The 23807-nt window shown below is 68.7% G+C and carries 26 protein-coding genes and 1 riboswitch; of the genes, 17 read left to right on the top strand and 9 right to left on the bottom strand.

The features are described from left to right. The 4 genes from fzlA (at window position 1) to DYS74_RS06315 (ending at window position 3012) form a co-directional block, all read left to right on the top strand. Window positions 1-666: an FtsZ-binding protein FzlA gene (fzlA, locus tag DYS74_RS06330; RefSeq protein WP_121532006.1), complete on the top strand. Its 666-nt coding sequence runs from the start codon at window positions 1-3 to the stop codon at window positions 664-666. Window positions 667-719: 53 nt separating this feature from the next. Further along, complete coding sequence (queG, locus tag DYS74_RS06325) at window positions 720-1781, top strand: tRNA epoxyqueuosine(34) reductase QueG (RefSeq protein WP_121532068.1); 1062 nt, start codon at window positions 720-722, stop codon at window positions 1779-1781. Between the two features lie 5 nt (window positions 1782-1786). Further along, entirely contained in the window at window positions 1787-2713 is a 927-nt protein-coding gene (locus DYS74_RS06320) for a DMT family transporter (protein WP_121532004.1), read from the top strand. A 107-nt stretch (window positions 2714-2820) separates the two neighbouring features. Beyond that, window positions 2821-3012, top strand: a complete 192-nt coding sequence (locus DYS74_RS06315; RefSeq protein WP_121532002.1) for a hypothetical protein — start codon at window positions 2821-2823, stop codon at window positions 3010-3012. A gap of 52 nt (window positions 3013-3064) precedes the next feature. Here DYS74_RS06315 and DYS74_RS06310 read toward each other — a convergent pair whose 3' ends face one another. After that, the gene (locus DYS74_RS06310; protein WP_121532000.1) at window positions 3065-3934 is read right to left on the bottom strand and encodes a branched-chain amino acid aminotransferase; all 870 of its coding nucleotides are present in this window, start codon (window positions 3932-3934) and stop codon (window positions 3065-3067) included. Window positions 3935-4082: 148 nt separating this feature from the next. Here DYS74_RS06310 and DYS74_RS06305 point away from each other — a divergent pair, with 148 nt between their 5' ends. The 6 genes from DYS74_RS06305 to DYS74_RS06280 all read left to right on the top strand — a co-directional run bounded on the left by DYS74_RS06305 (window position 4083) and on the right by DYS74_RS06280 (window position 9119). Continuing rightward, the gene (locus DYS74_RS06305; protein WP_121531998.1) at window positions 4083-4583 is read left to right on the top strand and encodes a MarR family winged helix-turn-helix transcriptional regulator; all 501 of its coding nucleotides are present in this window, start codon (window positions 4083-4085) and stop codon (window positions 4581-4583) included. Beyond that, window positions 4583-5302 carry a response regulator gene (locus DYS74_RS06300; RefSeq protein WP_121531996.1) on the top strand — a complete coding sequence of 240 codons (720 nt, stop codon included), beginning with the start codon at window positions 4583-4585 and terminating at the stop codon, window positions 5300-5302. Before DYS74_RS06305 ends, DYS74_RS06300 begins: the two co-directional genes overlap by 1 nt. Window positions 5303-5539: 237 nt before the next feature. Beyond that, window positions 5540-6109, top strand: a complete 570-nt coding sequence (gene petA / locus DYS74_RS06295) for a ubiquinol-cytochrome c reductase iron-sulfur subunit (protein WP_121531994.1) — start codon at window positions 5540-5542, stop codon at window positions 6107-6109. An 18-nt stretch (window positions 6110-6127) separates the two neighbouring features. Next, window positions 6128-7441: a cytochrome b gene (gene petB / locus DYS74_RS06290; RefSeq protein ID WP_121531992.1), complete on the top strand. Its 1314-nt coding sequence runs from the start codon at window positions 6128-6130 to the stop codon at window positions 7439-7441. Between the two features lie 15 nt (window positions 7442-7456). Next, on the top strand, window positions 7457-8242 hold the full coding sequence (locus tag DYS74_RS06285) for a cytochrome c1 (RefSeq protein ID WP_121531990.1): 786 nt from the start codon (window positions 7457-7459) through the stop codon (window positions 8240-8242). A 103-nt stretch (window positions 8243-8345) separates the two neighbouring features. After that, on the top strand, window positions 8346-9119 hold the full coding sequence (locus tag DYS74_RS06280) for an NYN domain-containing protein (protein WP_121531988.1): 774 nt from the start codon (window positions 8346-8348) through the stop codon (window positions 9117-9119). Between the two features lie 12 nt (window positions 9120-9131). On the opposite strand, the gene DYS74_RS06275 is transcribed toward DYS74_RS06280, so the two are convergent. Next, window positions 9132-9761, bottom strand: a complete 630-nt coding sequence (locus DYS74_RS06275) for a TetR/AcrR family transcriptional regulator (RefSeq protein ID WP_121531986.1) — start codon at window positions 9759-9761, stop codon at window positions 9132-9134. A gap of 91 nt (window positions 9762-9852) precedes the next feature. Continuing rightward, complete coding sequence (gene aroC / locus DYS74_RS06270; protein WP_121531984.1) at window positions 9853-10953, bottom strand: chorismate synthase; 1101 nt, start codon at window positions 10951-10953, stop codon at window positions 9853-9855. Window positions 10954-11108: 155 nt separating this feature from the next. Here aroC and DYS74_RS06265 point away from each other — a divergent pair, with 155 nt between their 5' ends. The 4 genes from DYS74_RS06265 to thiQ all read left to right on the top strand — a co-directional run bounded on the left by DYS74_RS06265 (window position 11109) and on the right by thiQ (window position 15088). Beyond that, on the top strand, window positions 11109-11525 hold the full coding sequence (locus DYS74_RS06265) for an SRPBCC family protein (protein ID WP_121531982.1): 417 nt from the start codon (window positions 11109-11111) through the stop codon (window positions 11523-11525). A gap of 214 nt (window positions 11526-11739) precedes the next feature. Then, window positions 11740-11848: riboswitch (TPP riboswitch) on the top strand. Between the two features lie 39 nt (window positions 11849-11887). Beyond that, a complete protein-coding gene (locus DYS74_RS06260; RefSeq protein ID WP_121531980.1) occupies window positions 11888-12877 on the top strand; it encodes a thiamine ABC transporter substrate-binding protein in 990 nt (329 codons plus the stop codon). Beyond that, window positions 12853-14409, top strand: a complete 1557-nt coding sequence (locus tag DYS74_RS06255) for an ABC transporter permease subunit (RefSeq protein ID WP_121531978.1) — start codon at window positions 12853-12855, stop codon at window positions 14407-14409. The genes DYS74_RS06260 and DYS74_RS06255 overlap by 25 nt, the downstream gene beginning before the upstream one ends. Then, window positions 14393-15088 carry a thiamine ABC transporter ATP-binding protein gene (gene thiQ / locus DYS74_RS06250; protein WP_121531976.1) on the top strand — a complete coding sequence of 232 codons (696 nt, stop codon included), beginning with the start codon at window positions 14393-14395 and terminating at the stop codon, window positions 15086-15088. The genes DYS74_RS06255 and thiQ overlap by 17 nt, the downstream gene beginning before the upstream one ends. Window positions 15089-15141: 53 nt before the next feature. Here thiQ and DYS74_RS06245 read toward each other — a convergent pair whose 3' ends face one another. Then, a complete protein-coding gene (locus tag DYS74_RS06245; protein WP_121531974.1) occupies window positions 15142-16272 on the bottom strand; it encodes an S-(hydroxymethyl)glutathione dehydrogenase/class III alcohol dehydrogenase in 1131 nt (376 codons plus the stop codon). A 71-nt stretch (window positions 16273-16343) separates the two neighbouring features. Here DYS74_RS06245 and DYS74_RS06240 point away from each other — a divergent pair, with 71 nt between their 5' ends. Both DYS74_RS06240 and DYS74_RS06235 read left to right on the top strand, forming a co-directional pair. Then, window positions 16344-16679 (top strand): hypothetical protein, encoded by a 336-nt coding sequence (locus tag DYS74_RS06240; RefSeq protein WP_121531972.1) that lies wholly within the window; start codon window positions 16344-16346, stop codon window positions 16677-16679. A 275-nt stretch (window positions 16680-16954) separates the two neighbouring features. Further along, entirely contained in the window at window positions 16955-17302 is a 348-nt protein-coding gene (locus DYS74_RS06235; protein WP_121531970.1) for a DUF2794 domain-containing protein, read from the top strand. On the opposite strand, the gene DYS74_RS06230 is transcribed toward DYS74_RS06235, so the two are convergent. The 3 genes from DYS74_RS06230 to DYS74_RS06220 form a co-directional block, all read right to left on the bottom strand. Beyond that, window positions 17299-18129 carry a C40 family peptidase gene (locus DYS74_RS06230; protein WP_121531968.1) on the bottom strand — a complete coding sequence of 277 codons (831 nt, stop codon included), beginning with the start codon at window positions 18127-18129 and terminating at the stop codon, window positions 17299-17301. The two genes, DYS74_RS06235 and DYS74_RS06230, sit on opposite strands and share 4 nt — an antisense overlap. Then, the gene (locus DYS74_RS06225; protein ID WP_245965206.1) at window positions 18126-19526 is read right to left on the bottom strand and encodes a leucyl aminopeptidase family protein; all 1401 of its coding nucleotides are present in this window, start codon (window positions 19524-19526) and stop codon (window positions 18126-18128) included. Before DYS74_RS06225 ends, DYS74_RS06230 begins: the two co-directional genes overlap by 4 nt. Before the next feature lie 101 nt (window positions 19527-19627). Continuing rightward, complete coding sequence (locus DYS74_RS06220) at window positions 19628-20014, bottom strand: hypothetical protein (RefSeq protein ID WP_147435461.1); 387 nt, start codon at window positions 20012-20014, stop codon at window positions 19628-19630. A gap of 174 nt (window positions 20015-20188) precedes the next feature. On the opposite strand from DYS74_RS06220, the gene DYS74_RS06215 reads away from it, so the two are divergent. Then, complete coding sequence (locus tag DYS74_RS06215; protein WP_121531964.1) at window positions 20189-20839, top strand: carbonic anhydrase; 651 nt, start codon at window positions 20189-20191, stop codon at window positions 20837-20839. A gap of 71 nt (window positions 20840-20910) precedes the next feature. On the opposite strand, the gene DYS74_RS06210 is transcribed toward DYS74_RS06215, so the two are convergent. After that, a complete protein-coding gene (locus DYS74_RS06210) occupies window positions 20911-22494 on the bottom strand; it encodes a DUF4139 domain-containing protein (protein WP_121531962.1) in 1584 nt (527 codons plus the stop codon). Window positions 22495-22730: 236 nt separating this feature from the next. Next, window positions 22731-23753, bottom strand: coding sequence for an aspartate-semialdehyde dehydrogenase (locus tag DYS74_RS06205; protein WP_121531961.1), 1023 nt, complete (start codon window positions 23751-23753; stop codon window positions 22731-22733). Window positions 23754-23807: the final 54 nt, after the last annotated feature.

The raw sequence follows: 23807 nt of genomic DNA, 5'->3' as shown, positions 1-23807 counted from the left end.
ATGAACCGCCTGTACCACGTCGCGCTCTCGCCCTTTTGCCGCAAGGTGCGCCTGACCCTCGCCGAGAAGAAGATCGAGGTCGAGCTGATCGAGGAGCGCTACTGGGAGCCGAGCCCCGATTTCCTGCGCCGCAACCCGGCCGGCAAGGTGCCGGTGCTGCGCCTCGACAACCGGATGATGTCGGAAAGCCAGGCGATCTGCGAATATATCGAGGAAACGGTGCCCACGCCGCCGCTGCTGCCGCGCGACCCCGAGGGCCGCTATGAGGTGCGACGGCTCTGCGGCTGGTTCGACGACAAGTTCAACCAGGAAGTCACCCGCAAGGTGATGGGCGAGCGGGTCTGGAAGAAGGTGATGAAGAAGGGCTATCCCGACAGCAAGACCGTCAAGGAAGGGCTGTCGGCGATCAAGTTCCACATCGACTACATGAGCTGGCTGCTCGACCAGCGGCGCTGGCTTGCAGGCGATGCGATGACGCTGGCCGATTTCACCGCCGCCGCGCATCTGAGCTGTCTCGATTACATCTCGGATGTCGACTGGAACCGCTCGGATGTGGTCAAGGACTGGTATGCGAAGATCAAGTCGCGCCCGGCCTTCCGCTCGCTCCTGGCCGACCAGCTGCCGGGCATGCCGCCCGCCCCGCAATACGCCGAACTCGATTTCTGAGTGCGAGAGGGGGCTCGCCCCCGCCCGGCATCACGGAGACCGACGTGGACGAGCTGAAGCGCCGCCTGATCGAGACCGCCCGGGCCGAGGGTTTCGCGAAGGCGCGGGTGACCACCCCCGACGCGATCCCTGAGGCAATGGCTCGGCTGAAGACCTTCGTCGCCGCCGACATGCACGGGCAGATGGGCTGGATGGCCGAGCGGATCGAATGGCGCGGCAACCCCGCTGCGCTCTGGCCCGAGGCGCGGGCGGTGGTGATGCTGGCCGAGCCCTACACCCCGGCCGAGGACCCGCGCGCCATGCTGGAGGCGCGCGAGCACGGCGCGATCAGCGTCTATGCCCAGGGCAAGGATTATCATGACCTGGTCAAGCGCCGGCTGAAACGGGTCGGCCGCTGGCTGATCGAAGAGGCCAAGCGCCAGGGCGAGACCGCCGAGATCAAGGTCTTCGTCGACACCGCGCCGGTGATGGAAAAGCCGCTCGCGCAGGCGGCGGGGCTCGGCTGGCAGGGCAAGCACACCAACCTGCTTGCCCGCGATCTGGGCAGCTGGTTCTTCCTTGGCGCGATCTTCACCACCTTGCCGCTCCCGCCCGACGCCCCCGAGGTCAGCCATTGCGGGCGCTGCACCGCCTGCCTCGACGCCTGCCCGACCGGCGCCTTTCCCGCGCCCTACCGGCTCGATGCGCGGCGCTGCATCTCCTACCTGACGATCGAGCATCGCGGCCCGATTGATGCCGAACTGCGTCCGATGCTCGGCAACCGGATCTATGGCTGCGACGATTGCCTGGCCGCCTGCCCCTGGAACAAGTTCGCCGCCGCGGCGCGCGAGATCGGCTATGCCGCGCGCGAGGCCGAGGCGCCCCTGCTCGCCGAGCTCGCCACGCTCGACGACGCGGCCTTCCGTGCCCGCTTCGCCGGCTCGCCGATCAAGCGCATCGGCCGCGACCGGATGGTGCGCAACGTGCTCTACGCGATCGGCAATTCGGCTGCACCGACACTCGCCGCGGTGGCCGCCCGGCTGGTGGATGACGCCGACCCGGCCGTCGCCGATGCCGCCCGCTGGGCCCTGGCCCGGCTTTCTCCCCTTGCCGGCCCCGCCCCGCGCGATAGGTGAGGCCGATGATCGAGACCTCCCCCTCCCCCGCCAAGGGCATTGCCCTGAAACTTGGTGCCGTCATCGGCTTCGTGGTGATGCAGGCAATGATCAAGGCCGTCGCGCCGCATGTGCCGCCGGGCGAGGCGGTGTTCTTCCGCTCGGCCTTCGGCATCGTGCCGATCCTCGTCTGGCTTGCCGTCACCCACGAGCTCTCGGGCGGGCTGCGGGTGCAAAGCCCGCTCGGTCATGTCTGGCGCGGCGTGATCGGCACCACGGCGATGGGGCTCGGCTTTGCCGCGCTGGCCTTCCTGCCACTGCCCGAGGCGACGGCGATCGGCTATGCGACACCGATCCTCGTCGTCGTCTTCGCCGCGCTGTTCCTCGGCGAGCAGGTCCGCCTCGTGCGGATCTCGGCGGTGGTGATGGGGCTTGCCGGGGTGCTGATCGTGCTCTGGCCGCAGTTCGGCGCCGGCGCCGGCGGCACCGAGGCGCTTGGCGCCGGGCTTGCGCTTGCCGGCGCGGCCTGTGCGGCGCTCGCCCAGATCCAGATCCGCCGGCTGGTGGGGTCCGAGCGCACCTCGGCGATCGTGTTCTGGTTCTCCTTCACCGCGACGGCACTGTCGCTGCTGACGCTCCCCTTCGGCTGGGTCGTGCCCTCACCCACCGAGGCGGCACTGCTGATCGGGGCCGGGCTGCTCGGCGGGATCGCGCAGATCCTGATGACCTCGGCCTATCGCTTTGCCGATGCCTCGGTCGTCGCGCCCTTCGACTATGCCTCGATGCTCTTCGCGCTGGTGATCGGCTATGCCGTCTTTGCCGAGGTCCCCTCGGCCAGCACGCTTGCGGGCTCGGCCATCGTGATCGCGGCGGGGGTGCTGATCATCTGGCGCGAGCATCAGCTGGGTCTCGAACGACGCAAGCAGCGCAAGGCGATGACGCCGCCGGGCTGAGCCCCTGCGCCGATCCCCGCCGAGCCGCCGCACTGCGGCGGAAGGTCCGGTCGAAACCGGCGGTTTTTCGTGCTAGGGTTGCGCGCAAGCATCAGAAGGAGGCTGCCATGACCCGTCACATCATCGACCGTGCGGCACCGAAGGCCGAAGGGGCCCGCGTGAAGCACTTCCTCGACCTTGCCCGCAAGGAAGGGGTCCATCCCGCGGTTCTCGAGCTGAACCAGCGCCCTGCAGAGCGCGGCGCGCGCAAGGTGCAGGAATTCCTGCGCATCGACCTCGAGGAACGGGCCGAGGCCTGAACCGCACCGTGCCGGCGCGCCCCGGGGGCGCGCCGTTCGGGGACGGGCCCGATCAGGCCCGGACCAGTGCCTCGTAGCTGCGCACCATCTCCCGCGCGAGCGCGCCGACCTCGAATCGGAAGTCGCCGATCCGTGCGACCGGGGTCACCTCGGCGGCCGTGCCGGTCAGCCAGCATTGCTCGAAGCCGGCCATCTCGGTCGGGCTGATGTGGCGTTCGTGCACGGCAATGCCCTTTTCGCGCAACAGCCCGATCACCGTCTGCCGGGTGAGACCGTTGAGGAAGCAATCCGGCAGCGGCGTGTGCACCTCGCCGTCCTTCACGAAGAAGACGTTCGCCCCCGTCGCCTCGGCCACATAGCCGCGGTAATCCATCATCAGCGCGTCCGAGCAGCCCTTCGCCTCGGCCGCGTGCTTGGACATGGTGCAGATCATGTACAGCCCCGCCGCCTTTGCCTCGCAGGGGATCGTGCGCGGATCGGGCCGGCACCATTTCGAGATGTCGAGCTGCGCGCCCTTCATCTTGGCGTCGCCGTAATAGGCGCCCCACTCCCAGCCCGCCACCGCAAGCCGCACCGGGTTGCGCCGGGCCGAGACGCCCATGTCGTCCCCCGCCCCGCGCCAGGCCACGGCCCGCACATAGGCATCGGTCCAGCCATTCGCCTTCAGCATCGCGTATTTTGCCGCCTCGATCTCGTCCACCGTCCAGGGGATCTCCATGTCGAGAAGCTCGGCCGAGCGGCGCAGGCGGTGCGAATGTTCCACCCCCTTGAAGATCCGCCCGCCATAGCAGCGCTCGCCCTCGAACACCGAGGAGGCATAGTGCAGCGCATGGGTCAGGACATGGACCTGCGCCTCGCGCCAGGGGACGAGCGTGCCGTCCATCCAGATCCATCCATCGCGATCGTCATAAGCCCCGGCCATACTGGTCTCCCTCGGGTTGTTTTTACACAAGTTGCGCACAGCGACACTTTCGAATCATAATGTTGCGCAGATTGTGTGTCCGGCTAACAATTCATTCTTGGAAAGTCAACAACACTGACATAAAGTCGCGAAAAAGCGAGGAAGACCGATGGCCGACAGCAGCACCCAGGGCGGCGAGACCCTGCTGTTTCTGACCGACGAGCAGTTGCGCAAGGGGATCGAGGCGATGTTCTTCGCCTATCGCGGCTTCACCGCCGATCCCGACCGGATTCTCGACAAGCACGGCTATGGCCGGGCGCATCACCGCGCGATCCATTTCATCAACCGCGAGCCCGGGCTGACGGTGACGACGCTGCTCTCGGTGCTCGGTGTGACCAAGCAGTCGCTGAACCGGGTGCTGCGCACGCTGATCGACGACGGGCTCGTCGAAAGCCGGGTCGGGCGCAAGGACAAGCGCGCGCGTCACCTGCACCTGACCGCGACGGGCGAGGCACTGGAACGCGAGCTGTCGGGGGCGCAGCGCGAGCGGATGCGCGGCGCCTATCGCACCGCCGGGCCGCAGGCCGTCGCCGGCTTCCGCCAGGTGCTCGAGGCGATGATGGACCCCGAGATGCGCCGCCACTACCAGATGCTGAAGGATGACAGCTGATGCCGGGCGCCGCGCAAATTCCCCACCTGCTGATCGTCGACGATGACGAGCGGATCCGTGGCCTTCTGCAGAAGTTCCTGATCCGAAACGGCTTTCTTGTCACCGCGGCGCGCGATGCGGCGCATGCGCGGCGGCTGCTGGCCGGGCTCGAGTTCAACATGATCGTGCTCGACGTGATGATGCCGGGCGAGGACGGGCTGAGCCTGACGCGCGATCTGCGCGCGCGCCGGGTGGCGACGCCGATCCTGCTGCTGACGGCGCGCGGCGAGACCCGCGAGCGGATCGAGGGGCTCGAGGCCGGGGCGGATGACTACCTGCCGAAGCCCTTCGAGCCGAAGGAGCTCTTGCTGCGGATCAACGCGATCCTGCGCCGCGTGCCCTCCGAGGTGCAGGCCGGGCCGAAATACCTGACGCTCGGCCCGCTGCGCTATGACCAGGACCGCGGCGAGCTGTGGCAGGGCGAAAGCCCGGTGCGGCTGACCGCGACCGAGATGGCGCTGATGCGGATCTTCGCCGCCCACGCGGGCGAGGTGGTCAGCCGCGCCGACCTGATCGACGAGCTGGGCCGCGACCGTCAGGCGGCGACCGAGGAGGGCGCGGGCGACCGCGCCGTCGACGTGCAGATCACCCGGCTGCGCCGCAAGATCGAGCCCGACCCGCGCGAACCGCGCTATCTGCAGACGGTGCGGGGCCTGGGCTACATGCTCGCCCCCGACTGAGCCGCGCCAGCCCCCGCCCCGAGACGTGAGCGCTACCAGCCGGCGCGCAGGCCGTGGCGCGGCCCGAAAGGCCGGCAAGGGCAAGGATCCTGCGGCATTTCGCCCCACGGGGACAAGAATGTTCGCTGGACTGACAACATCGTGATTGCTAAACGAAACGCATGTTCGGCGGCACGTCACGTGCGGCCCGGCAAGTCGCATCGGCCTGATCCCAGGCCCGGGAAGGGAGAAGAATTCGTGTCCCACGCAGAAGACGCAGGCACCCGGAGGGATTTCCTCTACTATGCCACCGCCGGAACCGGCGCGGTGGTGACCGGCATGGCCGTCTGGCCGCTGATCAACCAGATGAACGCCTCGGCCGACGTGAAGGCCATGGCTTCGATCTACGTCGATGTCTCGGGCGTCGAGACGGGCACCCAGCTGACCGTGAAATGGCGCGGCAAGCCGGTGTTCATCCGTCGCCGCACCCAGGAAGACATCGATCTCGCCCGTTCGGTCGACGTCGCGACGCTGACCGACACCACGGCCGAGAACGCGAACAAGCCGGGCGCTGACGCCTCGGACCAGAACCGCTCTCTGCCGCCCTTCTCGGGCGAGGACACCGGCGAGTGGCTGGTGATGATGGGCGTGTGCACCCACCTCGGCTGCGTGCCGCTCGGCAATGCGGGCGACTTCGGCGGCTGGTTCTGCCCGTGCCACGGCTCGCATTACGATTCGGCCGGCCGCATCCGCAAGGGCCCGGCGCCGCGCAACCTGGACATCCCGGTCGCGGCCTTCACCGACGACACCACGATCAAGCTCGGCTAAGGGCAAAGGGACAGGAACATGGCTGGAATTCCGCACGACCATTACGAGCCCAAGACGGGCGTCGAGAAGTGGCTGCACGAGCGTCTGCCCGTCGTGGCGCTGATCTATGACACGATCATGATCCCGACGCCGAAGAACCTCAACTGGTGGTGGATCTGGGGCATCGTCCTCGCCTTCTGCCTGGCGCTGCAGATCGGCACCGGCGTTGTGCTGGTGATGCACTACACCCCCCACGTCTCGCTGGCCTTTGCCTCGGTCGAGCACATCATGCGCGACGTGAACGGCGGCTACGCGATCCGCTACGCGCATGCGAACGGCGCCTCGCTGTTCTTCTTCGCCGTCTACATCCACATCTTCCGCGGCCTCTACTACGGCTCGTACAAGGCCCCGCGCGAAGTGACCTGGATCGTCGGCATGATCATCTACCTGCTGATGATGGGCACCGCCTTCATGGGCTACGTGCTGCCCTGGGGCCAGATGTCCTTCTGGGGCGCCACCGTCATCACCGGCCTGTTCGGCGCGATCCCGGGCATCGGGCCGTCGATCCAGGCTTGGCTGCTGGGCGGGCCGGCCGTCGACAACGCGACGCTGAACCGCTTCTTCTCGCTGCACTACCTGCTGCCCTTCGTCATCGCCGGGCTGGTGATCGTCCATATCTGGGCCTTCCACACCACCGGCAACAACAACCCGACGGGCGTCGAAGTGCGTCGCACCTCGAAGGAAGACGCGAAGAAGGACACCCTGCCCTTCTGGCCCTATTTCGTGATCAAGGACCTGTTCGCGCTGGCCCTGATCGTCACCATCTTCTTCGCCGTCGTCGGCTTCATGCCGAACTACCTCGGCCACCCCGACAACTACATCGAGGCGAACCCGCTCGCGACGCCTGCGCATATCGTTCCGGAATGGTACTTCCTGCCGTTCTACGCGATCCTGCGCGCCTTCACCGCCGACGTCTGGGCCGTGCAGTTCGTGCACTGGATCACCTTCGGCATCGTCGACGCGAAGTTCTTCGGCGTGCTCGCCATGTTCGGCGCGATCATCGCGATGGCGCTGGCGCCCTGGCTCGACACCTCGCGCATCCGTTCGGGCCAGTTCCGTCCGGTGTTCAAATGGTGGTTCTGGCTGCTCGCGATCGACTTCGTGGTGCTGATGTGGGTGGGCGCGATGCCGACCGACGGGATCTATCCCTACATCTCGCTGATCGGCGCGACCTACTGGTTCGCCTACTTCTTCGTGATCCTGCCGCTGCTCGGCCTGGTCGAGAAACCGGCGCCGATGCCGGCGACGATCGAAGAGGACTTCAACAACCACTACGGCACTCCGGCCGAGTAAGGACAAGGACCGTACATCATGAAAAAACTTCTGATCTCGGCCCTTTCCGCGCTCGTGCTGAGCACGGGTGCGGTGGCTGCGAGCGAGGCCGGCGGCGTCAAGGACTTCGCCTTCTCCTTCGAGGGCCCCTTCGGCCGCTTCGACCAGCAGCAGCTGCGCCGTGGCTTCCAGGTCTACCGGGAGGTCTGCTCGGCCTGCCACGGCCTGAAATTCGTTCCGATCCGCTCGCTCGCCGACGAGGGCGGCCCGCAGATGGACCCGCAATGGGTGCGTGACTATGCGGCCGAACTCGACCCGATCGTCGACGCCGACACCCAGGAAGAGCGTCCGCGCAAGGACACCGACTTCTTCCCGACCCGGACCGGCGACGGCATGGGCCCGGACCTGAGCCTGATGGCGAAGGCCCGCGCGGGCTTCCACGGCCCCTACGGCACCGGCATCAACCAGCTGTTCAACGGCATCGGCGGCCCGGAATACATCCACGCCCTGCTGAACGGCTTCACCGGTGCGGACAAGGAAGAGGCCGGCAACACCTTCTACGAGAACCACATCTTCTCGACCGGCTGGATCAAGATGCCGCCGCCGCTCTCGGATGACATCGTCACCTACGAGGACGGCACCCCGGCGACGGTCGAGCAGATGTCGGAAGACGTCGCGACCTTCCTGATGTGGACGGCCGAGCCGAAGATGATGGCGCGCAAGGACATGGGCTTCACCGCCGTGCTCATGCTCGGCCTGCTGACGGTTCTGCTCTACCTCACCAACAAGCGGATCTGGGCGCCCCACAAGGGCAAGCACTGAGCTCACCGCAAGGACGACACGAAACGCGCCCTCCGGGGCGCGTTTTCTTTTGCCGTGGTGCACGTGCCGCGGATGGCATAGGCTCGCCGTCAAAGGAGACCCCATGACCCAGCCCCGCGCGCCCCGCCTGTGCGTCCTGATCGACGCCGACAACATCCCCTGCGCCCATGCCGAAGCGATCTTCGAGGAGATCGCCGGCCTCGGCGAGGCCTCGGTGCGGCGCATCTATGGCGACTGGTCGGCGCAGCGCCTGGCCGGCTGGGCGAAGAAGGTGAATTCGCTCGGCCTCGTCGCCGACCAGCAATTCGCCAATACCAAGGGCAAGAACGCCTCCGACATCGGCCTCGTCATCGCGGCGATGGACTTCCTGCACTCGGGCCTCTTCGACGGTTTCGTGCTGGTCTCCTCGGACAGCGACTTCACCCGCCTCGCCTCGCGCATCCGCGAGCAGGGGCTCGATGTCTATGGCATCGGCGAGAAGAAGACCCCCGAGGCCTTCCGCAACGCCTGCAAGCGCTTCATCTATGTCGAGAACCTCGGCGCCGAGGAGGCCCCGGCCCCGATGGTCGAGACCGGCTCTGAGGCGCAGCCCTCGACCCCGTCGACGGCGATGCCCACCGCTCCGGCGCCGACCGCCTCGGGCAAGCTCGCGCCGCCGCAGGCGATCCCGCTCGTCGTCGCGGCGATGAAGCGGATCGGGCTCGAGGAGGACTGGTATTCGCTCGGCCAGATCGGCCAGTTCATCACCCAGGCGAACCCGGATTTCGACACCCGCACCTATGGCTGCGCGAAACTGTCGGATCTGCTGCGCAGGACCGGCCGCTTCGAGGTGAAGCAGGGCCAGGGCAACCACCTGATGGTGCGCGACAAGGCCTGAGGCCCGCGCGCCTCAGCCCTTCACGCCATAGCGGGCAAGGAACATCTCGACCGCGCCGTCGACGGTGCGCTTGATGTGATGCGCGGTGCAGCAGCAGCTCCCCTCGAAGAGCAGCCGGGCGTGGATGTCGGCCTTGCACAGCTCGATGAACTGATCGGCGGCAAGGTCGAAATCCTCGATCGCCAGCTCGCCACGTTCGACCGCGCCCTTCAGATAGGCGACCAGCCGGTTGTGCAGCAGCATCGGCCCGGCCTCGTAGAACCCCTGCTTCAGCTGCGGAAAGCGGTCGCCCTCGGCGACGCAGATCCGGAAGAAGCCGAAGCCGAAATCCGACGACATGAACTCGACGATCCGGCCGCCGGCGAAGCCCAGCACCTCGCGCGGTGCCGCCCCGGTGGCAAGCTGTTCCCCCGCCTCGTCGGCCTGGCGCGCGCATTCGCCCCGCGCCACCTCGAGAAACAGCAGCTTCTTGTCGGGGAAATAGCTGTAGAGCGTGGCCTTCGACACCCCCGCCTCGCGCGCGATATCGTCGACCGAGGCGCCCTCGAAACCGTCGCGCAGAAAGATCTTGCGCGCCCCCTCGAGCACCTGGTCGAACTTGCGCCCCTTGCGGATCGCCGGTTTCGTCTCTGTCTGCGCCATCTTGCCCCCTGCCCGCGACCTTGCGGGCCCCCCAGCATAGCCCCTCCGCTCCGGCCGGAGCAAGGGAGCCGATCGCGCCGCCGTGAGCGGCTCAGCCGATCCGGCCGCGGGTGCCGCCGGTCTGGCCGCGATCCAGCAGCAGGTGATCGAGGATGACACAGGCCATCATCGCCTCGGCCACCGGCACCGCGCGAATGCCGACGCAGGGGTCGTGGCGGCCCTTGGTGATGACCTCGACCTCGTTGCCGGCAACGTCGATCGAGCGGCGCGGCGTCAGGATCGAGGAAGTCGGCTTGACCGAGAAGCGCAGCACGATCGGCTGGCCGGTGGTGATGCCGCCGAGGATGCCGCCAGCGTGGTTGGTCTCGTAGACCGGGCCCGAGGGCCCCATGCGGATCTCGTCGGCATTCTCGGCGCCGGTGAGCCCCGCCGCCGCCATGCCCTCGCCGATCTCGACCGCCTTGACCGCGTTGATCGACATCATCGCCGCGGCCAGATCGCTGTCCATCTTGGCATAGATCGGCGCGCCGAGCCCGGGCGGGCAGCCCTCGGCCACCACCTCGATCATCGCGCCGACCGAATTCTGGTTCTTGCGCACCGCCTCGAGGTAATCGGCCCATTCGTCAACGACCGCCGCATCGGGGATGAAGAACGGGTTGCGCAGGATCTCGTCGCGGTCGAAGCGCTCGCGGCTGATGTGCTTCACCCCCATCTGTACCATGTAGCCGGTGATCCGCACACCGGGCACCAGCGCCTTCAGCACCGCCTGCGCGACGCCCCCCGCCGCGACCCGCGCCGCGGTTTCCCGCGCGCTCGAGCGGCCGCCGCCGCGATAATCGCGGATGCCGTATTTCTGGTGATAGGCAAGGTCGGCGTGGCCCGGGCGGAACTGCCGGGCGATCTCGCCGTAATCCTTGCTGCGCTGATCGGTGTTCTCGATCATCAGCTGGATCGGTGTGCCGGTGGTGCGCCCCTCGAAGGTGCCCGAGAGGATCTTCACCCGGTCGGGTTCCTGCCGCTGCGTCGTCATCTTCGACTGGCCCGGACGGCGGCGGTCGAGGAAGACCTGGATGAACTCTTCCGAGATCTCGATGCCGGGCGGGCAGCCGTCGACCGTGGCGCCAAGTGCGGGCCCGTGGCTTTCGCCCCATGTGGTGACGCGGAACATGTGTCCGAAGGTGTTGTAGCTCATCGCGGGCCTCCCCTTTGCCTTTCTCCTAAGGCATGGCGGCGTGTCGATAAACTGGAAAGTGCGGCGATGCGCGCGGCGAGCCCCGGTGCTCCTTACAGCCAATTGACGCAACGCCAGCCGCCTGCGACACTTTCCCGGCACAGGAGGAGCCCGCCATGGCAGCCGCGCAGGTCACGATCGCCGCCACCATCGCCGCCACGCCCTGCACCACCTGGCGCGCCTGGACCGACCCCGCCCATATCCCGCGCTGGAACTTCGCCTCGCCCGACTGGCACTGCCCGCGGGCCGAGGTCGACCTGCGCCCGGGCGGCAGATACCTCGCCCGGATGGAGGCGAAGGACGGCAGTTTCGGCTTCGACCTCGAGGCGGTCTTCGACATCGTCGAGCCCGAGCGGCGCATCGCCTTCACCCTGTCCGACGGGCGGCGCGCCGTGACCACCTTCGAGGCGATCGGCGGCGGCACCCGCGTCACCACCACCTTCGACGCGGAAACCGAAAACCCGGTCGAGATGCAGCGCGCCGGCTGGCAGGCGATCCTCGACAATTTCGCGCGCTACGCCGCCGCACTCTGACCGGCGCTCGCGGTCTGCGCCTCGGGCAGGTCCTGCCTGGCCCGGCGGACGGAGGGGGCGCTGCCCCCGCTCCTGCGGAGCCCCCCGAGGTATTTCGGGCAAGATGAAAGCCCGCCGTTTCTTCCTGGCGAAGATACCTCCGCCGGAGGCGCCGCCCGAGGCACGCGCTCCTGCCGCGATTTTCCTTGCATCGCCCCTGCGCGGCCCTATCCTGCGCCCCACCTCGGGGTGCCCGGGCCCGAAAGGCCCGGCTGAGATGCGCAAGCGAACCCGTTGAACCTGAACCGGTTAAGACCGGCGGAGGGAAGGTATCCGGGCACTCTCCCGGCCTGACCCCGTCCGTCACGCCATTGGAGAGACCGATGAAGAAACCTCTGATGCTGGCGGCATGTCTGATCGCGGCGAGCCCCGCGATCGCCGAAGACAAGCCCGTCCTCACTGTCTATGCGCCCGACTATTTCACCTCGGAATGGGGCCCGGGCCCCGCGATCGAGGCGGGCTTCGAGAAAGACTGCGGCTGCGATCTGCGCTTCGTGGCGGGCGACGTGCTGCCGCGGATCCTGCTCGAGGGCGACAAGACCGCAGCCGATGTCGCGATCGGGCTGAACACCGATGTCATGGCCCGCGCCCGCGCCACCGGCCTCTTCGCGCCGCATGGCGAGGATGTCGGCCGCCTGACCCTGCCGATCGCCTGGACCGACGACATCTTCCTGCCCTTCGACTGGAGCGAGACCGCCTTCGTCTATGACAGGACGAAGCTGAAGACCCCGCCGAAGTCGTTCCAGGAGCTGCTCGACGCGCCCACCGATGCCTACAAGATCGCGATCGAGGATCCGCGCTCGGCGATCTCGGGGCTCGCCCTCCTGCTCTGGGTCAAGGCGGTCTATGGCGAGAAGGCCGGCGAAGCCTGGGAAAAGCTCGCCCCCAAGGTGCTGACCGTCACCCAGGACTGGTCCACCGCCTATGGCCTCTTCACCGATGGCGAGGTCGACATGGTGCTCAGCTTCACCACCTCGCCCGCCTATCACCGCATCGCCGAGAACGACGACACCAAGGTCGCCGCGATCTTCCCCGAGGGGCATTATTTCTTCACCGAGGTGGCGGCGCAGCTGAAGACCTCGAAACAGCCCGTGCTCGCGCAGAAATTCATGGACTACCTGCTGTCGGACGCGTTCCAGGGCATGATCGCCACCGCGAACTGGTCCTATCCCGCGATCATCAAGCCGGGCTTCCTGCCCGAGGGCTTCGAGACCCTGCCGCGGCCGGAAAAGAGCCTGTTCTTCTCCGAGACCGAGGCCGAGGCGCTGCGCGGCCCGGCGCTCGAGGAATGGCGGGCGGCCTTCGGCAAGTGAGCCCCGCGCGCGCCCTTCCGGCGGCGCTGGCGGCGGTGCTTGCCGCGGCGCTGGTGCTCGCCCCCCTGGCCGCGGTGATCGGCCGGGCCGGGGGGCTGTCGGCGCTGACGCGGGCCGACGGGGCGGCGCTGTGGTTCACGCTGTGGCAGGCGGCGCTGTCGGCGCTGCTGTCGTGCCTGCTTGCGGTGCCGGTTGCCCGCGCGCTCTACCGGCGCCGTTTCCCGGGGCGCGAGGCGCTCATTGCGCTGATGGGCGCGCCCTTCCTGCTGCCCTCGATCGTCGCGATCCTCGGGCTGATCGCGGTCTTCGGCCGGCGCGGCGCGCTGAACGCCGCGCTTGCCGCGCTCGGCCTGCCCACGCTCAGCGCCTATGGCGCGCATGGGGTGATCCTCGCCCATGTCTTCTTCAACCTGCCGCTCGCCACGCGGATGGTGCTGCACGGCTGGCAGGCGATCCCGTCCGAGCGGCTGCGGCTGGCCGCCAGCCTCGGCCTCGGCCCGGCCGAGGTGACGCGCCATCTCGAGCGGCCGATGCTGCGCGCGGTGCTGCCCGGCGCGGCGCTCGCCATCTTCCTCGTCTGCCTCAGTTCCTTCGCCGTGGCGCTGGTGCTGGGCGGCGGACCGCGGGCGACGACGGTCGAGCTGGCGATCTATCAGGCCTTCCGCTTCGACGCCGATCTCGGGCGGGCGGCGGCGCTCGCCCTCGTGCAGGTGGCGCTGGCGCTTGCCGCGCTCGCACTCGCCGCGCGCTTCACCCTGCCCGCGGGCTTCGGCGCCGGGCTCGACCGGCCGGGCGCCCCCCTGCCCGCCCCGGGCCTGCGCCGGATCAAGGACGGCGTGGCGATCACCCTTGCCGCGGCCTTCCTGATCGCCCCCCTCGGCGCGATCGCCCTGCGCGGGCTGCCGGCGCTCACGGACCTGCCGCCCTCGGTCTGGCACGCCGCCGCGACCTCGCTCGCGCTTGCCGCGGGCTCGACGGTTCTCACCCTCGCCCTCGCCCTGCCGCTTTCCCTTGCCGCCCCCCGCGCCCGCTGGGCCGAGGCGGCGGCGATGCTGCCGATGGCGGCCTCGCCCCTCGTCCTCGGCACCGGGCTTTTCCTCCTCGCGCGCCCCGTCGTCAGCCCCACCGCCCTCACCCTGCCGGTCACGCTGATCGTCAATGCCGCGATGAGCCTGCCCTTCGCGCTGCGCCTGCTGCTGCCCGAGGTGCGCAGCCTTCAGGCCGATTATGACCGGCTGGCCGCCGCGCTGAACCTGACGGGCCTCGCGCGGCTGCGGCTGCTGACCCTGCCCCGCCTCGCGCGGCCGCTCGGCTTTGCCGCGGGGATCGCCGCCGCCTTCTCGATGGGCGATCTCGGCGTCATCACCCTCTTCTCCGACGGCCGCACCCAGACCCTGCCTCTTGCGCTTTACGCGCTGATGGGCAGCTACCGGATGGATCAGGCCGCCGGCGCCGCCTGCCTGCTGATGGGCCTCACCTTCGCGCTCTTCTGGGCGCTCGATCGGATCGGACGCCATGCTGACCCTCGATGACCTTCTGCTGGAACAGGGCGACTTCCGCCTGAGCGCCGACCTGACGGTGACCAGGGGCGCGCGCGTCGCGGTGATGGGGCCGTCGGGCGCGGGCAAGTCGACGCTGCTCGCCGCGATCGCGGGCTTCCTCGCCCCGGCGCGCGGCCGGATCCTGTGGTCTGGCACCGACATCACCCGCCTTGCCCCGGGCGCGCGGCCGCTCTCGATCCTGTTTCAGGACCAGAACCTCTTCCCGCATCTGAGCGTCGAACAGAACATCGGCCTCGGCCTCGACCCGAAGCTCCGCCTCGGCCGGGCCGAGCACACCCGGATCGAAGAGGCCCTCGCGCAAGTTGGGCTTGACGGCATGGCCCGGCGCAAGCCCGCCGAGCTCTCGGGCGGGCAGCAAAGCCGTGTCGCCCTTGCCCGCACGCTGCTGCGCGACCGCCCGCTCCTGCTGCTCGATGAACCCTTCGCGGCGCTTGGGCCCGCGCTCAAGGCCGAGATGCTCGCCCTCGTCGCCACGATCGCCTCGGCCCAGGGCACGACGGTGCTGATGGTCAGCCACGACCCGGCCGATGCCCGCAGCCTCTGCCCCGAGACGATCCTCGTGGCAGAGGGCCGGGCACTGCCACCGCAGCCGACCGCGCCGCTGCTCGACAGCCCGCCGCCGGCCTTGCGGGCCTATCTGGGCGGCTGATCTTTCCTGGCGGAAAGGCTCTGGGGGGCCGGGGGCAAGGCCCCCGGCCGGCCTCAGTAGATCACCACCGAACGGATCGACTCGCCCTTGTGCATCAGATCGAAGGCCTCGTTGATGCGTTCGAGCGGCAGGGTGTGGGTGATCATCGAGTCGATCTCGATCTTGCCGTTCATGTACCAGTCGACGATGCCCGGCACATCGGTGCGCCCGCGCGCGCCGCCAAAGGCGGTGCCCTTCCAGACACGCCCGGTCACCAGCTGGAACGGCCGGGTCTGGATCTCGGCCCCCGCCGGCGCCACGCCGATCACCACCGACACGCCCCAGCCGCGATGCGTGCATTCGAGCGCATCGCGCATCACCTGCACATTGCCGGTGCAGTCGAAGCTGTAATCGGCGCCGCCGATCTGGTCGAAGGGGGTCTTCGTCAGGTTGACGATATGCTGCACGATGCCGCCCTCGATCTTCTTCGGATTGACGAAATGCGTCATCCCGAAGCGACGGCCCCACTCTTCCTTGTCGTCGTTCAGATCGACGCCGATGATCATGTCGGCGCCGGCCATCTTCAGGCCCTGGATGACGTTCAGGCCGATGCCGCCCAGACCGAAGACCACCGCCTTCGCACCGATCTCGACCTTCGCGGTGTTCAGCACCGCGCCGATGCCGGTGGTGACGCCGCAGCCGACATAGCACACCTTGTCGAAGGGCGCGTCGTCGCGGATCTTGGCGAGCGCGATCTCGGGCACCACGGTGTGGTTGGCGAAGGTCGAGCAGCCCATGTAGTGATGGATCGGCGTGCCATCGAGCATCGAGAAGCGCGTGGTGCCGTCGGGCAGCAGCCCCTGCCCCTGGGTCGAGCGGATCGCGGTGCACAGGTTCGTCTTGCGGCTGAGGCAGGACGGGCATTCGCGGCATTCCGGGGTGTAGAGCGGAATCACGTGATCGCCCGGCTTCAGCGTCGTCACGCCCTCGCCGACCTCGAGCACCACACCCGCGCCCTCATGGCCGAGAATCGCCGGGAAGATTCCCTCGGGATCCGCTCCCGACAACGTGAATTCGTCGGTGTGGCAGATGCCCGTTGCCTTGATTTCGACCAGAACCTCGCCCTTCTTCGGGCCTTCCAGGTTCACTTCCATGATTTCAAGCGGTTTTCCGGGGGCAACAGCCACTGCGGCACGGGTTCTCATCGGCGTTTCCTCGCTGTATAGAGAGGGCAAACTGAGCCAATCTGCCCGTCAACGCAAGCAATGGGTGCGACATGTTGTTCCGAATTTCCGTCATAGCCACCTGCGCGGTGCTCCTCGCCGCCTGCCAGACCACGACCCGGGAGGAGCCGGCCGAGCCGATGCCGACGCCGCACCTGACGCCGAAGGTCACCGAGGGCGCGCTCGAGCAGCGCGAGCCCGACACCTGCCACGCCGCCGATTACGTCTCGGCGCTTGGCCAGCCCGGCTCGGTGATCCCGACGCTCGGCATCTCGCGTCCGATCAATGTCGTCGAATGGCGCGGGCTCGAGCCGCAGGAATACAACCCGCAGCGCATCGTGTTCCGTCTCGACCAGACCGGCAAGATCTTCAACATCGATTGCGGCTGAGCCCCGGCGCAGCGTCCTGACGACAAAACCCCGCCCTTTCGGGCGGGGTTTTTGCATTCCGTGGCGCGGAAAGCCTCCCGGGGGCGCGAACTGGGTGGGGGCTTTCGACCGCATCCCCGGGAGGCAGCGTTTTCCGCTGCGCTGATCCTCCACCGCGATCGCGGCGGAATGCGGCGGCAAAGCGGGTCTTTTGCGGGCCATTTCACGGCGATTTCATGGCGCCCGCACCGCCGCGCGGGCTTGATTTGCCGCCGCCGCGGTGTCACCCTTTTGTCATGACGGTCCAGTCGCCCACCCCCTTTCCCGCCCAGCCCTCTGCCCCGCGGCAGATCGCCTTCGATCGGCAGGAGCTTGGCGCGATTCTCACCCTTTACGGCCGGATGGTCGCGGCCGGCGAATGGCGCGACTATGGCATGAGCTTCCTGCGCGACGTCGCGATCTTCGCGGTCTTCCGCCGCGCGGCCGAGAATCCGCTCTTCCGCATCGAGAAGCGCCCCGCCCTGCGCAACCGGCAGGGCATGTATGCGGTGATCGGCATGGACGGGCAGGTGCTCAAGCGCGGGCAGGATCTGGCGACCGTGCTGCGCGTGCTTGAACGCAAGCTGATCCGCCCGGTCGACTAGGCGCCGGGCCGCTTCAGCCCGAGGAAGGGCCCGTCGCCCGCCGCCTCGATCCGCGCCAGACAGGCGGCAATGCCCTCATGCGCCACGCTCATCGTGTGGCCGTTCGCGTGGATCAGCCGCTCGCCGTCGCAGGCCATGGCGACATGCCCCTTCCAGAAGAACAGGTCACCCCGCTGCGGTACCGTGCCCGCGGGCAGGAAATCGCCGAAGGCGCGGCTCTGCTGGTCGGAATCCGCCGGACAGACGCGCCCACACAGGGCAAGCGCGACCTGCACGAGGCCCGAACAGTCGATCCCCTCGCGCGAATTGCCGCCCCACAGATAGGGCGTGCCCAGCAGCCGCTCGGCCACCGCGACCGGGTCGGTCTCGGGCGGGTCGAGCGGGCGCAGATGCGGACGCGGCACGTATCCCTCGGCGATGCGCAGGAATTTCGCGTCTTCGTCGAGCACCGCAAGCCGCGCGCCAAGGCTGAGCGACATCACCTCGCCGCGCTTGATCGAGGCTTCGCGATAGACATGGGTCGCGGCGGCGCTGACGACATGGGTCGGCCGCGCGGGCGCGCCGAACGCCACCGCGGGAACCCAGCCGCAATAGCCGTCCGCCGCGGCCTGCACGAAGGCCGCCGCCCCGCGCCGCTCGATCACCGTGACCGCGGCGCCGAAGATCAGCTGACGGTCGCGCAGCGCGCCGGGCGCGGGGCTCAGATCGACCACCGGCAGGATAACGCGGGCGGGCTCGCCCTCGGTGAAGGCCTCGGCCGCCACCTGCCCGCGCAGGGTTTCAAGCGCGATGCGGCCCGAGAACGGGGTGAGGCGCCGGTCACTCACAGCCCGAGCACCCCGGGCAGCGCGGCAAGGATCGCCCGCGCGCCCTGCCCGACCGCGCCCTTCGGCCGGCCGGGCGCCGCTGCGGGCTGCCAGCCGTAGATGTCGAAATGGGCGAACCGCTCGGTCTCGGTCACAAAGCGGCGCAGGAACAGCGCGGCGGTGATCGAGCCCGCCATGCCACCCGAGGGCGCATTGTCGAGATCGGCGATGCCGGGCTCGATCAGCGTCTCGTAGGGCTCCCACAGCGGCATCCGCCAGAGCGGGTCGGCGACCGCCCCCGCCGCCCCGGCCAGCGCCGCGGCAAGGGCGTCGTCATCGGTGTAGAAGGGCGGCACTTCGGGGCCAAGCGCCACGCGGGCGGCGCCGGTCAGCGTCGCCATGCACAGGATCAGGTCCGGGCAGGCCTCGTCGGCCGCGGCCAGCGCATCGGCCAGCACCAGCCGCCCCTCGGCGTCGGTGTTGTTGATCTCGACCGTCAGCCCCTTGCGCGAGGTGTAGATGTCCTGCGGCCGGAAGGCGGCGCCCGAGACCGCATTCTCGACCGCCGGGATCAGCACGCGCAGCCGCAAGGGCAGCGCCAGCGCCATGATCATCGCGGCAAGGCCGAGCACGGTGGCCGCGCCCCCCATGTCCTTCTTCATCAGCCCCATCGACGAGCCGGGCTTCAGGTTCAGCCCGCCGGTGTCGAAGCACACGCCCTTGCCGACGAGCGCAAGCTCCGGCCCCTCGCTGCCCCAGCTCAGCTCGATCAGCCGCGGCGCGCGCGGACTGGCCCGGCCGACGGCGTGAATGAGCGGATAGCCCTGCGCCAGAAGGTCATCGCCGGCGATCACGCTCACCGTCGCGCCGTGGCGACCGGCCAGCGCCCGCACCGCGGCTTCGAGCTCGTCGGGCCCCATGTCATTCGGCGGCGTGTTGATCAGATCGCGGGTCAGCGCCTCGCCCGCCGCAATCGCCTCGAGCCGCGCGGCATCGACGCCCGCCGGGCAGACAAGCCGCGCGCCGGGCACCTTCGCCGGCGCATAGCGGCCAAAGCGATAGCCCTCGAACAACCAGCCAAGCACCTCGGTCTCGGCCTCGAGCAGATCGGTCGCCAGCCGCCAGGCACCGGCGGGAAGCGCGGCCGCGGCACGGGCGAGCGGGAAGCGGCCACGGCGGCGTTTCGCGGCACTGCCCCAGCCGAAAAGCGCCCCCTCGAGCGCGCCCGAAGCGCCTGGCAGCAGGCACAGCGTGCCCGCGGCCCCGTCGAAGCCCTGCGCCTGCGCGAAGGCCCGCTGCGCCGGGCTCAGATCCGCGGGCAGCTCGGCGCCGCTTTCCACCAGCCACAGCGGCAGGGCCGCGGCATCAGCGGGGGCAAAACGCATCTCGGGGTGGTCAGAAAAGGGCGCGTCGGTCATCTCGGTCTCCGGACAGGCGGAGCGCCGCCGCCCCGCGCCGCAAGGGTAGCGCCCCGACCGGCAGCCGCAACCCCCGGCCCTGCATCACGATCGGGCGAGGCTCAGCCGCGGCGTCCGGCCAGCACACCCATCGCCGAAAGCGAACGCTCGCCGATGCGGATCAGCCGCGCGGTCACGGCCTCGAGCGCCGGACGGTCGTCGCGGGCGCAGCAGTCCTGCAGATCGCGCGCCACGCGCGCGAGCCCGATCATCCCGACCTGATCGGCCAGCCGCTCGACCTCGACCGCGGTCCAGGCCGCCTGCCCGGCATCACCCTGCCCGACCGCCAGCTCGATGCGGGCGAATTGCTCGATCAGATCCTGCCGTGTGGCCGAGATCAGATGCGCGGCGTCGATCCGGCCGAGCCGAGCCGCCAGCCTCAGCACGCGGTCGGGATCGACACGCACGCCCTCCTCGATCCGGATACTGGACACGGTTCCCACAGCCATCCTCCTTCCCACATTGCGCCGCCTCGCGTCGCGCGCTGCCTCCCTGGCCACCAGACTGGCACGGATGCCTCAAGAAAACGTTGAGACCTTGGCCAAAGAATGACGGTCGCGAAAATTTCCTCGCACTTGCACGCGGCTCGGCCTATCTAGTGCCTGCAATCAATGGGGATCACGATGAAGGAACACGTTCGGCCTCTGCCTTCGTATCTGGTCAGCCGCTATCATGGCTGGAAAGCGACCACCTACACGGAAAACCGCTCCTGGTATCGCCGCCTCGCCGATGAAGGCCAGCGCCCGCGAGCGATGATCATCGCCTGCTGCGACTCGCGGGTCCACGTGACCTCGATCTTCGGCGCCGACTCGGGCGAGTTCTTCAGCCACCGCAACATCGCGAACCTGGTGCCGCCCTACAACCCGGATGGCGATCACCACGGCACCTCGGCCGCGGTCGAATATGCGGTGACCTCGCTCAAGGTCGCGCATCTGATCGTGCTGGGCCATTCGCAATGCGGCGGCGTACACGGCTGCCATGCGATGTGCACCGGCCACGCGCCCGAGCTGGAGGAAAAGACCTCCTTCGTCGGCACCTGGCTGAACCTGCTGCGCCCCGCCTATGAAGAGGTGAAGGAGCTGCCCGAGGAAACGCAGATCGAGGCACTCGAGAAGCAGGGGGTGATCACCAGCCTTGAGAACCTGATGACCTTCCCCTTCGTGCGCGCCGCGATCGAGGCGGGCAACATGACGCTGCACGGGCTGTGGCACGAGATCGGCTCGGGCGGGCTCGAGCAGTTCAACCCCGAGACCGGGGCCTTCGAACAGATCTGACGGCGCCGCCCGCAAGGGCCGGCACCGGGACGGAACAGGAAGGGGCAGCCGCAGGGCTGCCCCTTTTCATGTCATTGCAGAACCTGATCGGCCGGCCAGCGGATCGTGGTTTCCAGTTTCACCGCCTGGGTCTTGCCGGCGGCAAGGTCGAACTCCCAGGCGAGCAGGCCGCGCTTGTCGGTCCAGTCGGTCGCCGTGGGGGCCGGCGTGGCGGTCCAGTCGATCTTCAGGTCCTCCTGCTCGGAATAGGGCACCTGATCGATCAGCCGCACCGGCCAGTCGCGGCCGCTCAGGTTCTCGACCGAGATCTGCGCCACCTCGCGCCGCTCGTTCGATTTCGAGATCAGACCGCGGTCGCCCTCGTTCGCCTCGGGGACAAGGCGCTTCAGCCGCAGCCCGTCGATCGCCCCGAAGCCGAAGCGGAACGGCGCGCCGGCCGCCACCGCGGGCATCTCGGCGGTGCCCACGACCGCGCCGTCGACGAAGAGCGTCGCCGGGCCCGGCAGCAGCGCCTCGACCCCGGTGTTGGTGCCCTCGGCCACGCGATAGGCGGTGTCGTCGCGTGCCGGCACCGCCTCGGCCAGCACCTTCGCCGGGCGTTCGAGCGTATCGAGGCCAAGGCGCAGGTTCTCGACCCCGTCGCGGATGTCGACGGGCGTCGCATAGCGATAGGTCACCGTCTCGCCCTGCATCGCAAGCGTCATCGGCATCGGCGCGGCCTCGGCCACCGGCATCGCGAAGCTGTCGGCCTCGCGCATCGCGGACTTGGCCATCCCCCCCACCGGCTGTTCCGGCCCGATGCGCAGAAGCTGCGGCCAGAGCTCGGACGGATCGGTGCGGTCCGAGGGGCGCGCGGTCGACAGCGTCAGATCGACCCCGGTCCAGTCCTCGCCCGTCGCCTGCCGGACCGAGACGAAGCGGTCGATGGCAAGCCGGCCCGCCGTGCCGTCCAGGCGCAGGTCATAGCTCGGCGTCCAGCCGGCCCCCTGCACGAAGGTGGTGATCGTCAGCGTGCCCGCCCCCGTGGCGGTGACCAGCAGGGAATCGCTGCCCTTCTCGGGGTGCTCGAGCGCCGCAAGCGCCTTTTGCGCGGTCTCGAGCGCGTCACGGTCCGGTTGCAGCGCCACTTCGGCGCGGCGAACCTCGGCCTCGGCGGCGATCGCCTCGCCATTCGCGGCCAGCACGCCCTCGGCCACGGTCTGGGCAAGCTTGGCGATATCGGCGGGCGCGGTGTTCGCGGTGTCGAGCCCCTTGAGGAACTCGACCTTCGCCCGCGCCGCCTCTGCCTTGGCGCGGATCTGGGCAATGCCGTCCTGCTTTGCCGCCAGCGCCTCGGTCAGGTCGGCGACCTTCGCCCGCGCCGCGGCGAGGGCGGGCGAGACGACATCCTCGGCCGCGGGCTGGCGCTCGTCGATCAGCGTGACGGCGCCGATCGCAAGCCCCGTTCCGGTGACGCGCAGCCCGGCCGGATCGGTGCCGTCGGGCAGGTTCGGCACCAGGATCTCGCCGCCCGCGGGCACCGCGACGGTGCGGGTGACCTGCGCCCCCTCGGGGAAAAGGGTGACGGCGGTGACGGTGGCGGGCAGTGCGACCGGGGCCGCGAAGAGCGCCGCGGGGGCGGTGGATGCAAGAAGCGCGATGAAAAGGGAACGCATGGAAACTCCTCCGACTTTCCCGCGCAGGGTCGCCGGGGGGCAGTGCAAAAGCAAGAGGGCGCCGTGTCACGGCGCCCTCACGTTCAGGTCAGAGGATGGAGAGGAAGGACCGGCCCTGCGCTTGCGCTCCGGGCGTTCGCCAAAGGCACCCGGCCCTCGCTTGCGCTCCGGGCGTTCGCCGCTTCAAACGCTCCACCGGAGCGTTTGATCGGGGTGCATGGCACCCCGACCGCGGCTCACCCCTTCTTCAGGCAACGATTGCCGAGGGTTTCGGCGATCTGCACTGCGTTCAGCGCCGCGCCCTTGCGCAGGTTGTCCGACACGCACCACAGGTTGATGCCGTTGTCGATCGTGCTGTCCTGGCGGATGCGCGAGATGAAGGTGGCATAGTCGCCCACGCATTCCTTCGGCGTGATGTAGCCACCGTTCTCGCGCTTGTCGATCACCATGACACCGGGCGCCTCGCGCAGGATGTCGCGCGCCTCGTCCTCGTCGAGGAACTCCTCGAACTCGATGTTCACCGCTTCCGAATGGCCGACGAAGACCGGCACGCGCACGCAGGTCGCGGTCAGCTTGATCTTCGGATCGACGATCTTCTTCGTCTCCGCGACCATCTTCCACTCTTCCTTGGTCGAGCCGTCTTCCATGAAGACGTCGATGTGCGGGATCACGTTGAAGGCGATCTCCTTGGTGAACTTCTTCGGCGGCACGTCCGAGGTCGGGTTGTAGACGGCCTTGGTCTGATCCCAGAGCTCGTCCATGCCTTCCTTGCCCGCGCCCGAGACCGACTGATAGGTCGCGACGACGACGCGCTTGATCTTGGCGCGGTCATGCAGCGGCTTCAGCGCAACGACGAGCTGCGCGGTCGAGCAGTTCGGGTTCGCGATGATGTTCTTGTTCTTGTACATCTCGACCGCTTCCGGGTTCACTTCCGGAACCACCAGCGGGATCTCCGGGTCGTAGCGGTAGAGCGACGAGTTGTCGATCACCACGCAGCCCTGCGAGGCGGCGATCGGCGCATACTTCTTCGTCGGCTCCGAGCCGATGGCAAAGAGCGCGATGTCATAGCCCGTGAAGTCGAAGCCTTCGATGTCTTTGGTCTTCAGGGTTTTGTCGCCGTAGCTGACCTCAGTGCCAAGGCTCCGGCGCGAAGCCAGAGCGACAACCTCATCAGCAGGAAACTCGCGCTCGGCGAGAATGTTCAGCATTTCGCGGCCCACATTGCCCGTGGCGCCCGCGACGACGACTTTATAGCCCATCTTGGGACCTCCATGCTCAAAGCAGGCAGGCCATATCGGAAAAGCGATGGCTTG

The sequence above is a fragment of the Paenirhodobacter hankyongi genome (genome assembly GCF_003664585.1).
Classification (GTDB): domain Bacteria; phylum Pseudomonadota; class Alphaproteobacteria; order Rhodobacterales; family Rhodobacteraceae; genus Rhodobacter; species Rhodobacter hankyongi.
Note: the sequence above shows the minus strand (reverse complement) of the source record. Positions and strands in the feature narration are given on the sequence as shown.